The sequence below is a fragment of the Kribbella sp. NPDC059898 genome (genome assembly GCF_042730855.1).
Lineage (GTDB): Bacteria > Actinomycetota > Actinomycetes > Propionibacteriales > Kribbellaceae > Kribbella.
Map to the genome: position 1 here is coordinate 239732 of NZ_JBHWKR010000007.1, position 12562 is coordinate 252293.

Genomic DNA, 12562 nt, shown 5'->3' on the forward strand with positions numbered 1-12562 from the left:
CACTCTCTTGTGTCACTAAGTTTAGTCACTTAACCTAGTGGCATGTCCTCAGCTCAGACAACTGTCATAGCAGCCGGCCCGCGTTCGCTGCGGGAGGCGTGGGTGGCGTTGGCGGGACTGTCCGCGGTGTTCCTGTTCGAGATGCTCGACAACTCGATCCTGAACGTCGCGCTCCCCACCATCGGCCGCGAACTGCACGCGTCGACGACCGCGCTGCAGTGGGTCACCGGTGCGTACGCGGTGGTGTTCGGCGGGCTGATGCTCGGGTTCGGGGCGGTCGCGGACCGGTTCGGGCGGCGCCGGGTGATGCTCGCCGGTCTGGTCCTGCTCGCGGTCGCCAGCCTCGCGACCGCGTTCGTCGGCACCGTCGGGCAACTGATCGCCGTACGGGTGGCGATGGGGGTCGCGGCCGCGATGACCACGCCGGGGTCGATGGCGCTGACCTTCCGGCTGTTCGCGGACGACAGCCTGCGGGTGCGGGCGACGACGCTGATCTCGACGGTCGGCCTGGTCGGGCTCGCGGTCGGTCCGACGGCCGGCGGGTTCGTCCTCGCGGTCGCACCGTGGCAGGTGCTGCTGCTCGTCAACGTACCGATCGCGGTCCTGGCGATCATCGGCGTACAGCGTGGCATCGCGGCCGATCTGCCCGCCGAACTGCACCGCGATCCGGTGGACGTGGCCGGCGCGGTGCTCGGTACGGCGACGATCGTCCTGGCGTTGGTCGCGCCCACGATGTTCGTCGACGCGGGCGCCGGGTCGTGGGTCCCGTGGGTGGTCACCGGGGCGGCTGTTGCCGGAGGCATCTTGTTCTACCTCCGCGAGCGGACGGCGACGTACCCGCTGCTGGATCCACGGCTGCTCGCGCATCCACTGGTCTCGAGCGGGCTGGCGTTCAAGGCCGCGGCCGGCTTGGCGACGGCCGGGCTCGGGTACCTCGTCACACTGCAACTGCAGCTCGACTGGGGCTGGCCGCCCGTGCTCGCGGCGATCGGCCTGCTCCCCCAGGTCGTCGTCCTCGTCGCCGGCGGCGCCCTGATCCGCCCGTTCGTCGAACGAGTCGGACTGGCGCGGGCCGCCTGGATGAGCGCCGCGTCCGTCGTGTTCGGTCTCGCCGTGTACGGCGCCCTGAGCCGCTACGGCTACCTGTAGGTCGCGATCGCGCTCGTCCTGGTCGCGGCCGGCATGCGCGTCGTCGGAGTGGTCGCCGGCGTCAACGTCCTCCGCGGTCTCCCACCCAACCGCACCACCATCGGCGCCGCCCTGACCGACACCGCCACCGAAGTCACCTCCGCCACCGGCATAGCCCTCACCGGCACCATCCTCGCCACCCTCTTCACCGGCCCCATCACCACCCCGAACTGGACCCCCCACCAGACCACCCAGTTCCACACCGCCACCACCACCGCATCCCTCACCCTGACAGCCCTGGCCGCCGGACTGGTCACCTACGGCATCATCAAAAGCCGAGCGCCCAGGGCGCGTACACACTGACCTGCACCATCCGGGTGTCGAGCCAGCGATCGTACGCACAGCCCATGGCGTACTCGTTCCGGGCAATCGCGAGGTTCAGTTTGGTGAGCTGCTTCCGGCTGACGCTGTAGATGGTCACCAGCTCGCGCACCGGCCAGGAGTCGCGTGTGTAGGCCTGCAGGTAGAACCACGGCTCGGTCACATACTCGGTCCCCCGACCGAGCAGCTTGATGGTCTCGTCGTAGGCGAAGGCGTTCAACGAGCCGCGACCCTTGGCGCCTGGCTCGTTCAGGTGGTTCATCGCATTGGCGGTCCATTGCGCGCTGCCCTCCTCGTAGGCGCACGAGAAGATCACCTGCGCCTCACTGGGCTTCGGCGGAAACAGCGCCCGCTCCGGCGCCTTCAACCGGTGCATGCCCTTGAGCTCCTCGGCGTTCGCGTCGGCCGGAACCGGCGTACGAATCGGGGGCGTCACCAGCGGACTCGACGTCCAGCCGGACGGCGTGACGCTCGCCTGGCCGTCTACCGGGCTCGCCGGCGCGCTCCCACAGCCCGCCAGCAGCAGCACAACCGCGACGATCCCCCAGCGCCAACGCATGCGCACCAACCTATGCCCCCGGGAACGTGAACGCCCCCGCCTGGTGAGGCAGGCGGGGGCGTGGTTGGGGGTGGCTCAGAATTCTGAGCCGGCGGGGAGGTCGGGGGTGGTGGGGTCGTCGGGGTCGGACGGGCCGGCGGCGAGGCCCAGTTCGGCGACCGACGCCAGACCCTGGTGGTTCGGGACGACCCGGACCGTGTAGCCGAACGGGCCGGTGCGGTCGAGCTTCAGCTCGCCCTCGTACCGGTGCCGGTTGCCCTCGTACGTCTCGGCCAGCGACAGCGTCGTACGGACCGGGTCCTTGATCTCGTCGTTCGCGTCGACCCGGCCGTGCAGCACCTCGACGCAGATGTCGGCCGGCTGCAGGTCGCCGAGCGCCGCGAACGCGCGCAGGCCGACCGTCGTACCGAGCTGCGGTACGTCGCCGAGGCCCTGGAGCTCGACGTGGTCGACCCGGATCTGCGGCCACGCCGCCCGGACCTTCTGCTTCCACGCGGCCAGCTCACGGGCGCCCTCGTACGTCGAGTTCAGCGCCCGCGACGACTTCGCCGCCGGCACGTACAGCTGCTCGACGTAGTCCTTGACCATCCGGGTGGCGAGCACCTTCGGGCCGAGCTCCTTGATCGTGTGCCGGAGCATCTCGATCCAGCGGCCCGGCACCTCGCCGTCGTAGAACCGCGGCGCGACCTGCTTCTCGATGATGTCGTACAGCGCGTGCGCCTCGAGGTCGTCGCGGCGCTCGGTGTCCTCGATCCCCTCCGCGGAGGGGATCGCCCAGCCGAACTCGTCGTCGTACCACTCGTCCCACCAGCCGTCGCGGATCGAGAGGTTCAGCGCACCGTTCAGCGCCGCCTTCATCCCCGACGTACCGCAGGCCTCGTACGGGCGCAGCGGGTTGTTCAGCCACACGTCGCAGCCCGGGTACATCGGCTGCGCGAGCGCGATGTCGTAGTCCGGCACGAACACGATCCGGTGCCGCACCTCCGGGTCGTCGGCGAAGCGGACCATCTCCTGGATGAGCTTCTTGCCGCCCTCGTCGTGCGGGTGCGCCTTGCCGGCGATCACGATCTGCACCGGACGCTCCGGGTGCAGCAGCAGCGACTTCAGCCGGGCCGGGTCGCGCAGCATCAGCGTCAGCCGCTTGTACGACGGAACCCGCCGGGCGAAGCCCATCGTCAGCACGTCCGGGTCCAGGATCGAGTCGACCCAGCCGAGCTCGGCCTCGCTCGCGCCGCGGTTGATCCAGGACTGCCGCACCCGCGAGCGGGTGTCGTCGATGAACCGCTGGCGGAGCAGCCGCTTGGTCTCCCAGATCTGCGCGTCCGTGGTCTTGTCCAGACCCTCGAACACCGAGTCGCCGTCGGCGGTGTAGTTCGCGTACGTCAGGTCGTGCACCTCACGCGCCACCCAGGTCGGCGCGTGCACGCCGTTGGTGATCGAGGTGATCGGTACGTCGACCGGGTCGAAGCTCGGCCACAGCCCCGCGAACATCCCGCGGCTGACGACACCGTGCAGCTTCGAGACGCCGTTGGCGCGCTGGGCGAGCCGCAGACCCATGATCGCCATGTTGAACAGCGCCGGGTCGCCGCCCTCGAAGTCCTCGGCGCCGAGCTCGAGGATCCGCTCGATCGGGACCTCCGGGCCGAACACGTCGGCGGAGAAGTGCTGCTGGATCAGCTCGACCGGGAACCGGTCGATACCGGCCGGGACCGGCGTGTGGGTGGTGAACACCGTGCCGCCGCGGTTGACCTCGAGCGCGGTGTCGAAGTCCAGGCCCTTCTCGGTGGCGAGCTCGCGGATCCGCTCGACACCGAGGAACCCGGCGTGGCCCTCGTTGGTGTGGAACACCTCGGGCGCCGCGTGTCCGGTGATCCGGCAGTACGTGCGGACCGCGCGGACACCGCCGACGCCGAGCAGCAACTCCTGGAGCAGCCGGTGCTCGGTCGAACCGCCGTACAGCCGGTCGGTCACCTCACGCTCGGACGGCTCGTTCTCCTCGATGTCGGAGTCGAGCATCAGCAGCGGGACACGGCCGACCTGGGCGACCCAGATCTGCGCGTGCAGCTCGCGGTTGCCGGGCAGCGTCAGGGTGATGGTCGCAGGGGTGTCACCATCCCGGAGCAGGCTGATCGGCAGCCCGTCCGGGTCCACCAGGGGGTAACGCTCCTGCTGCCAGCCCTCACGGTTGAGCGACTGCGCGAAGTAGCCGTGCCGGTACAGCAGGCCGACGCCGATCAGCGGCACGCCGAGGTCGCTGGCCGCCTTCAGGTGGTCACCGGCGAGGATGCCGAGACCGCCGGAGTACTGCGGCAGCACGTGGGTGATGCCGAACTCCGGCGAGAAGTACGCGACCGCGTCGAGTGGCGAACCGCCCGCGGTCTGGAACCACCCGTCGTCGGTCACGTAGCCGTCCAGGTCGGCTACCGCCAGTTCCAGCCGGCGCAGGAAGGCATGGTCGTTGGCCAGCTCGTCGAGCCGGGCCGCCGGGACCTCGCCGAGCAGCTTGACCGGGTCACCGCCGGTGCTCCGCCACAGTTGCGGGTCGACAGCCTCGAAGACGTCCTGCGTCTCCGGGTGCCAGGCCCAGCGGAGGTTGTTCACCAGGGTGCCCAGGCCGGTCAGCGGCTCAGGCAGGACAGGGCGGACGGAGAATCGTCGTATCGCTCGCACCGGGACACCGTACCGGGCGACGGTGCGCAAAACACCCTCGGGATGCATCGATCTTGCAACGCGAGCAAGATTTTGCAGCTGTGCGTGTCACGCGCGGGGCGTGGATACCGATACGGTCAGTGTTACAGCTACTACTTCGGAAAGCGAAGGTCCGCTACGCCATGACTGGGCGCATCCCGATCACCGATGTCACCCCGACCGTCGACGCCGGAGCGTATCCGGCCAAGGCCGTGGTCGGCGAGACGTTCACGATCGCGGCCACCGTGTTCCGCGAAGGACACGACGCGGTGAACGCGAACGTCGTACTGACCTCGCCGTCGGGACAGACCAGACGGATGCTGATGACCCCGGGCGCGCCCGGCACCGACCGGTGGACGGTCGACGTGACGCTGCAGGAGCAGGGCGCGTGGACGTTCGCGGTCGAGGGCTGGAGCGACCCGTACGGCACCTGGCGGCACAACGCCGAGATCAAGATCCCGGCCGGCCTCGATGTCGACCTGATGTTCATGGAAGGCGCCGCGTTCTTCGACCGCGCGGCGGCCGGCGTACCACCCGCCGTACGGGCGGACCGGTCGACGCTGGGCGACGCCGCGCACGCGCTGGCCAACGGCGCGCTGCCACCGGAGGCACGGCTCGCCGCGGGGATCTCCCCGCAGGTCCGGGCGGCCCTCGGGCGGTACCCGGTGCGCGAGCTGATCACCTCGTCGGAGACGTACCCGGTATGGGTCGACCGGACGCGCGCGCTGTACGGCAGCTGGTACGAGTTCTTCCCGCGCTCCGAGGGCGCGGAGTACGACGAAGAGACCGAGACCTGGAAGTCCGGGACCTTCCGGACCGCGGCGCGGCGGCTCGAGGCGGTCGCGAAGATGGGCTTCGACATCCTCTACGTGCCGCCGATCCACCCGGTCGGGCACTCGTTCCGCAAGGGCCCGAACAACACCCTCGACCCGAAGCCGGGCGACCCGGGTTCGCCGTGGGCGATCGGCTCCGAGGACGGCGGCCACGACGCGATCCACCCGGAGCTCGGCACGTTCGAGGACTTCGAGTACTTCGTCGGCCGCGCCCGCGAGGTCGGCCTCGAGGTCGCGATCGACCTGGCGCTGCAGGCCTCGCCGGACCACCCGTGGGTCAAGGAGCACCCGAAGTGGTTCTCGGTCCGCGCCGACGGCTCGATCGCGTACGCCGAGAACCCGCCGAAGAAGTACCAGGACATCTACCCGATCAACTTCGACAACGACCCGGAAGGGATCTACGCCGAAGTACTGCGGATCGTGAAGCTGTGGATCTCCAAGGGCGTCACGGTGTTCCGGGTCGACAACCCGCACACGAAGCCGGTGAACTTCTGGGAGTACCTGCTCGGCGAGATCCGCAAGACCGACCCGGACGTGGTGTTCCTGTCGGAGGCGTTCACCCGGCGGCCGATGATGCAGGAGCTGGCGAAGGTCGGGTTCCACCAGTCGTACACGTACTTCACCTGGCGCAACGAGAAGTGGGAGCTGGAGGAGTACCTGGCGGAGCTGACCCAGGAGACGGGTCACTTCCTGCGGCCGAACTTCTTCGTGAACACGCCGGACATCCTGACTGCTTATCTTCAGTACGGCGGACCGGGTGCGTTCAAGATCCGCGCCGCGATCGCCTCCACGGCGTCGCCGGCCTGGGGCGTGTACGCCGGGTACGAGCTGTTCGAGCACGTCGCGCTGCGGCCCGGGTCGGAGGAGTACCTGGACACCGAGAAGTTCCAGCTCCGCCCGCGGGACTGGGAGGCGGCGGAACGTGAAGGCCGCACGTTGGCGCCGTACCTGACGCTGCTGAACAACATCCGCCGTCGGCACCCGTCGCTCCAGCAGCTCCGCAACCTGACACTGCACTCGGTCGAGGACGAGGGCATCATGTGCTACTCGAAGCGCTCGACCGCCCCCGACGGCCACAGCGACACGGTCATCGTCGTCGTGAACACCGACCCGCACGCGGTCCGCGAGTCGATGGTCCACCTCGACATGGCCGCCCTCGGCATGCGCCCCGAGGACACCTTCACCGTGTACGACGAGATCAGCGGCGCCACCTGGCGCTGGGGCCAACAGAACTACGTAAAACTCGACCCCAACACCAACCCCGCCCACATCCTCGCCGTCCGCCGCGGCCAAGCCTGAGAGACTTGTTCTGGGGGTGGATGAATCAGCCCCACGCGGTGCTACGCGCGGCTCCTTCGTCGCCGTGCTACGCGCCGCTCCCACCCACCCCCGGGCTGGCGCCCGGACCTGCCGGCTGCCGCCGGCGCGTTGCGAGCTGCCGCTCGCGAGTGACTGCATCGCCCCGTGCCCAGCCGTGCCTGGTGAGCTGGCTCGTCTGGCGGGGTGGACTAACCGCCACGTTCGGACTTCTCCCTCTTCGTGTCGCAGCTGGATTCCGTCCACATCCGCGGATTGCGGAACCAAACGACGACTCGCCGCGACCGACCTGCCGTTGTCGCCACATGGCTCATCCTGGAGTAAAGATCCCTCGACCGCTCCGAGGTGACCGTGATGAATGCAATGCGCGGCACGACTCGCGGCCGCACACGTGGAACTCCGGTCGCCTCCCCGGATGAAGTGATCGCGGAATTCGGAAGATCGGTTGCGCGGAAACTCGGTCGGGGAGGCAACCCCGAAGACCAACTCAGGGGCCCGCTCGAGATCCTCTTGCGAGGCATCGGAAGCAGCAGCGGGCTGGACACGGTGGCATACGGCGAGGTGGCTCTCAAAGAGTTACGTGCGCGGCCGGACTATGCGGTTGATGTCGGCAACGTGGGATCCGGCGGCGCACGAGTCGGCTACATAGAAGTGAAAGCCCCGGGCAAGGGAGTTCCGCCCCGATGGCGGCCGGCGAAGCGCGAGCGCATCCAATGGGAGAAGTTGGCAACCCTGCCGAACGTCATCTATACGGACGGCCTGACATGGGCACACTTCAGTTACGGGAGACTGATATCGCCAACGGTCACACTCGACGGCGGATTCGGCCCTAGCGGAAAGCCCCTGGCATCATCGCGCGGAGCACTCGAGCGCCTGATTCACAACTTCCTGCTGTGGCAACCGGAGTCACCACGATCTCTCAAGGACCTCATCAGAGTCGTGGCTGGACTCGCCAGACTGCTGCGAGACGAGGTGGCCGCGATTCTGCGCGACCCCGGTCAGGGATCAGCTTATGACGATCTGAGCTTGTTGGCATCAGATTGGCGAGACTTACTCTTTCCTGATCTCGACGACGACGGCTTCAGCGACGCCTACGCGCAAACCATCGCCTTCGCACTATTACTGGCGCGAGTGGACGGTATCTCATTCATCGACAATCCGCTCCACGAGATCGCTCGCCAACTCGGAAAGAAGCATTCCCTGATGGGCCGCGCGCTGGCGGTCCTGACCGAGGGCGATGCGGCCGAGGAGTTGCGGACGGTCGAGACATTGAGGCGAGTCATCGAGGTGGTCGACTGGGCGGCTCTGGATGATGGAAAGACTGACATCTACGCCGACCTCTACGAGCAGTTCTTGGATGTATATGATCCAGATCTGCGCAAACAGAGCGGCTCGTACTATACGCCGCAGGAAGTCGCGCGATCGATGGTAGGGTTCGTCAACGAGATCATCCGCGACCGTCTCCAAAAATCATGGGGAATCGCATCAGACGACTTGGTGGTCATCGATCCTGCAATGGGAACGGGGACATTCTTGGTCGAGATCCTGCGATCTGTTGCCGAAACTATCGACCGCAAGCAGGGGAAGGGCGCGAGAGCAGCTCGCCTGCGCGAGTTCTTCCAGCAACGACTGGTCGGGTTCGAGATCCAGACCGCACCGTACGCCGTAGCGGAACTTCGGTTGCACGAAGCGTTGAAAACACGCTTCAATACTGACGTCCCGCGCACCGAGGTACGATTTCTCACAGATGCGTTGGAAAATCCAGTCACGCAGGAGCAGCGCCTGAGCGCCCCGTATCGCGTCATTGGACGATCGCGAGCCGAGGCCAATAGGATCAAGCGCGAGACGCGGGTTATGGTGGTCATCGGAAACCCGCCTCACGTGGAAAACACTCGTGGCAAGGCTCCGTGGATCGAGGAACGCCGGAAGTTCGGCTTCGATGTCAGCGCCAGGCCGTCACTCGACGAGTTTCGCACCGCCGGCGCAGGGCGCTACGAGTCCGATCTCTACGGTTTGCCTTGGTGCTTCTGGAGATGGGCGATCTGGAAAACATTCGAGGCGCATGATGACAGCCCTGCAGGAATCGTCGCATTCATAACCCCTGCGAGCTTCATCCGCGGGCGATCATTCTCCGGTATGCGCGAATATCTCCGTCGCATCTGCGATGAGGGCTGGGTGATCAATCTTTCGCCTGAAGGAAACCGTCCGCCACAGGAGACTCGAATCTTCGGTCCAGCGGTCGGGCGCCAACTCTGCATCGCTGTCTTCGCCCGCTACGGGCCTGGCGATCGCGATACACCCGCCGCGGTTCAACTTCTCGATCTCACCGGTAAGCGCGAGGCGAAGCTCGGCAAACTTCAGGGCCTCCTGCCGACCGATTCTGGATGGACGCATGCCGAGAGCGGATGGCAGAGCCCCTTCCTACCAGCCACCAGCGAGTCTTGGGAGCAGTTCCCGAAACTGATTGATCTGATGCCGTGGTCGTCTCGTGGGCTCACCGCTGGACGTACATGGGTGTACGCTCCCACCCAGGACATTCTGACGCGACGATGGGAAATCTTTCGATCTGCTCCGCTGAACCGCCGCCGCCAACTGTTCGTAGAATCACGAGATCGTCGGATCGACAGTGAGGTTGCTCCACTTCCAGGATTCCCGCCAGCCGCAGGTTCGCTGGCAGCGGACTACACGAACATGGTAGATCCGATTCGTATTGCTTACCGCTCGTTCGATCGACAATGGGTGATCCCCGACAACCGTCTCATGGTAATGGCTAGACCACCTCTGTGGCGAGTGCGTTCGGATAGACAACTGTATGTGACGGAGCAGAGCAATCACGCGATTGAAACAGGCCCGGCTCTCGCTTTCACCAACCTCCTACCTGACATAGACCACTACAACGGTAGAAGCGGGCGAGTCATGCCGATGTACCGCGACCCGGCGGGGGAAACTCCCAATCTCACCGAAGGCCTACTGAAGATACTTCGCGACCGACTGGGTCACGTCGATGTCTCGCCTCGAGATTTCGTAGCCTACATAGCCGCTGTAACCGGACACGGCGGATACACCACTCGGTTCAAGAAAGAACTGCAGCATCCTGGCGTTCGGATTCCGTTGACGTCCGACTTGTCTCTGTGGAACGCGGCAGTCGAGGTTGGCGAGGAGGTCCTTTGGCTACACACATTCGGCGAACGGTACGTCGACGCCGGGAAGGGCCGCGCGCTTGGGATGGCCGCCTTGTGCGAGGACGCCGGGCCGCGCGTCCTGGCGTCGATCCCAGACGATCCAAGTCGCATGCCGACAAAGATCGACCACGACCCGGACAGCGAGATGCTAATCGTCGGCGAGGGTCGGATCGGCCCGGTGGCACGAGCAGTGTGGGAGTACGAGGTCGGCGGTATGCGCGTCATACGGCACTGGTTCGACTACCGGAGCGGCAACCCTCGACACAAGCGGCGCTCATCGCCCCTCGATGACGAGAACTGTGTGACGTGGACGCCTACGTTGACAGACGAACTGCTGGCCCTGCTGACAGTTGTCCAGCACTGCATCGAACTCGAACCCCGCCAAGCGGAACTGCTTGAGCGCATCTGCAAGGGTCAGTTGATCACATCCAGCGATCTAGAGCGGGCGAGCATACTGCCGCCCAGCGACCTCTCAAGACGTCCACCACCTGGTGAGTCAGCAAGTCAAGGCAAGCTCTTCTGAGGCCTCGCGCCGATCAAGCCGGCTACAGCGGAACGGTCTCCGGGTACTTGAGGCCGGCGCCGGTGTTGAGGGCGACGACCTGTTCGCCGGGGTGGATCCAGCCAACGTCGCTGAGTTCGCGGATCGCGGCGAAGTTGGCGGCGCCTTCGGGGCAGATGAACATGCCCTCGAGGCGGGCCAGCCGATGCTGCTCGGCGAGGATGTCCACGTCGTCGACTGCCAGCGCGCAGCCGCCGGTCTCCTCGATCGCCTGCAGGACCAGGAAGTCGCCGAGCGCCTTCGGGACAGTGATGCCGAAGGCGACGGTGTGCGCGTCCGGCCAGGGTGTGCTCTCGCGCAGACCCTTCTGCCAGGCCTCGACGATCGGCGCGCAACCCTGCGCCTGGACGGCGACCAGGCGCGGGAGTGGGCCGTTGATCCAGCCGAGGTCGCGGAGTTCGTTCAGGGCCTTCCAGATGCCGATGATGCCGACGCCGCCGCCGGTCGGGTAGACGATCACGTCGGGCAGCTGCCAGTCGAGCTGTTCGGCGATCTCCAGGCCCATCGTCTTCTTGCCTTCGATGCGGTACGGCTCCTTCAGCGTGGACGCGTCGAAGTACCCGGTCTGCTCGCGCACGTAAGCCGCCGCGTCCCCGATCAGCCCGTCGATCAGCTGCAGCCGGGCGCCGACGACAGTCACCTCGCGCCGGCAGATCTCCGGCGCCGCGACCGGCATCGCGATCAGCGCCTCCATCCCGGCCCGCGCCGCGTACGCCGCCCACGCGGACCCGGCGTTCCCGTTCGTCGGCATCGCGATCTTCCGTACGCCGACCTCGTACGCCCGCGACACCCCGACCGCGGCGCCGCGCGCCTTGAACGTACCGGTCGGGATCAGCCCCTCGTCCTTCATCAGCAGCCGCTCCACCCCGAGCGCCTCGCCGTACCGCGGCAACGGCAGCAGCGGGGTCATCCCCTCCCCCAGCGTGATCACGTTCTCCGGCGACCGCACCGGCAGCAGCTCGTGGTACCGCCACAGATCCGGCGCCCGCCCGGCCAGATCGTCCTTCTTCAGATCGGGTACGCCGTACCGCGCGAGCAGCGGCGATCCGCACGGGCAGAGCCCGATGATCTGGTCGGCGTCATGGGTCGCCCCGCACCGCGGGCATTCGAGATGGCTGAGCGCAGAGAAGGTCACGCCAGGCGACGTTACCCCGCGCGGAGATCGCTGATCAGCGGGCGTTGGTGATCGGTGAGCCGGAACCCGATCCCGCGGACCGCGTCGATGGTCACCGTCGTACCGAGGTCGTCGAGTTTGCGGCGCAGGCGTTTCACCACCGAGTGCACGTCGGCGGTGCCGCGGACGTTGCGGCCCGGCCAGACGCTCTGGTGCAGGGCGTCGTACGACCAGACCCGCAGCGGCGTCGACATCAGCCGGCCGAGCAGTTCCTGCTCGAGGTCGGTGAGCTGGATCTCGCGGGTACCCCACCGGGCGACCGAGCGGGCCGGGTCGACCGTCAGCTGGTCGTCCTCCCCCGCCGCCGGCGCGGCGCCCGCGTGCGGAGCCGGTCCGGCGGGCGGCGGCGGTTGGGCGGTAGTCAGGAGTCGGCGGAGTTCGTCGAGGCTGGAGACCAGCAGCAGCGGCGCGACGTCGTCGACGAGCTCGGCCAGCCGGACCCGCTGGTCGGGCGACGCGGCGACCGCGATCAGCAGCGGAAAGGTCTCTGGCAGATCGTCCGTTGGGGCGGGTTCACGGGCGGTGACCATCTGATCACGATGTCAACGCGCGCCTTCGATCGTCAACGAATCTGACAACGTTTGCTCAGTTTGCTCACAGTTGCCTCGATCGGCGCGACAGCTAGTCACAAGTTGCTCACGAAGTGTGCTTGTTACCACGTTGTTCTGACACATAAGGTCCACGTCAGGCTCGCGGTGTCACATGCCGCGCTGCTGCAGCAGATGGCTCGGGGGAGTC

At 66.9% G+C, this 12562-nt stretch carries 8 protein-coding genes; 4 read left to right on the forward strand and 4 right to left on the reverse strand.

The window, feature by feature from the left end; genetic code table 11:
- Window positions 1-42: 42 nt before the first annotated feature.
- Both ACFV9C_RS23425 and ACFV9C_RS23430 read left to right on the forward strand, forming a co-directional pair.
- Complete coding sequence (locus tag ACFV9C_RS23425) at window positions 43-1149, forward strand: MFS transporter (RefSeq protein ID WP_380196644.1); 1107 nt, start codon at window positions 43-45, stop codon at window positions 1147-1149.
- Window positions 1150-1182: 33 nt separating this feature from the next.
- Window positions 1183-1491: a hypothetical protein gene (locus ACFV9C_RS23430; protein ID WP_380196646.1), complete on the forward strand. Its 309-nt coding sequence runs from the start codon at window positions 1183-1185 to the stop codon at window positions 1489-1491.
- Here the strand turns inward: ACFV9C_RS23430 and ACFV9C_RS23435 are convergent.
- Both ACFV9C_RS23435 and glgP read right to left on the reverse strand, forming a co-directional pair.
- Entirely contained in the window at window positions 1457-2068 is a 612-nt protein-coding gene (locus ACFV9C_RS23435) for a hypothetical protein (RefSeq protein ID WP_380196648.1), read from the reverse strand. The two genes, ACFV9C_RS23430 and ACFV9C_RS23435, sit on opposite strands and share 35 nt — an antisense overlap.
- A 75-nt stretch (window positions 2069-2143) precedes the next feature.
- A complete protein-coding gene (gene glgP, locus ACFV9C_RS23440) occupies window positions 2144-4738 on the reverse strand; it encodes an alpha-glucan family phosphorylase (RefSeq protein ID WP_380196650.1) in 2595 nt (864 codons plus the stop codon).
- Window positions 4739-4899: 161 nt separating this feature from the next.
- Here glgP and ACFV9C_RS23445 point away from each other — a divergent pair, with 161 nt between their 5' ends.
- The gene (locus ACFV9C_RS23445) at window positions 4900-6888 is read left to right on the forward strand and encodes an alpha-1,4-glucan--maltose-1-phosphate maltosyltransferase (protein ID WP_380196652.1); all 1989 of its coding nucleotides are present in this window, start codon (window positions 4900-4902) and stop codon (window positions 6886-6888) included.
- 372 nt (window positions 6889-7260) lie between these two features.
- Window positions 7261-10611: a type ISP restriction/modification enzyme gene (locus ACFV9C_RS23450; RefSeq protein WP_380196654.1), complete on the forward strand. Its 3351-nt coding sequence runs from the start codon at window positions 7261-7263 to the stop codon at window positions 10609-10611.
- A 22-nt stretch (window positions 10612-10633) separates the two neighbouring features.
- Here the strand turns inward: ACFV9C_RS23450 and ACFV9C_RS23455 are convergent, their stop codons facing one another.
- The gene (locus ACFV9C_RS23455) at window positions 10634-11785 is read right to left on the reverse strand and encodes a threonine synthase (RefSeq protein WP_380196656.1); all 1152 of its coding nucleotides are present in this window, start codon (window positions 11783-11785) and stop codon (window positions 10634-10636) included.
- Between the two features lie 11 nt (window positions 11786-11796).
- Window positions 11797-12354, reverse strand: a complete 558-nt coding sequence (locus ACFV9C_RS23460) for a winged helix-turn-helix domain-containing protein (RefSeq protein WP_380196658.1) — start codon at window positions 12352-12354, stop codon at window positions 11797-11799.
- Window positions 12355-12562 lie beyond the last annotated feature (208 nt).

What these genes read in the sequence shown, in the direction of transcription:
- ACFV9C_RS23425 (WP_380196644.1), top strand. Translation starts at nt 43, where the DNA reads ATGTCCTCAGCTCAGACAACTGTCATAGCAGCCGGCCCGCGTTCGCTG.
- ACFV9C_RS23430 (WP_380196646.1), top strand. Translation starts at nt 1,183, where the DNA reads ATGCGCGTCGTCGGAGTGGTCGCCGGCGTCAACGTCCTCCGCGGTCTC.
- ACFV9C_RS23435 (WP_380196648.1), bottom strand. Translation starts at nt 2,068, where the DNA reads ATGCGTTGGCGCTGGGGGATCGTCGCGGTTGTGCTGCTGCTGGCGGGC.
- ACFV9C_RS23445 (WP_380196652.1), top strand. Translation starts at nt 4,900, where the DNA reads ATGACTGGGCGCATCCCGATCACCGATGTCACCCCGACCGTCGACGCC.
- ACFV9C_RS23450 (WP_380196654.1), top strand. Translation starts at nt 7,261, where the DNA reads ATGAATGCAATGCGCGGCACGACTCGCGGCCGCACACGTGGAACTCCG.
- ACFV9C_RS23460 (WP_380196658.1), bottom strand. Translation starts at nt 12,354, where the DNA reads ATGGTCACCGCCCGTGAACCCGCCCCAACGGACGATCTGCCAGAGACC.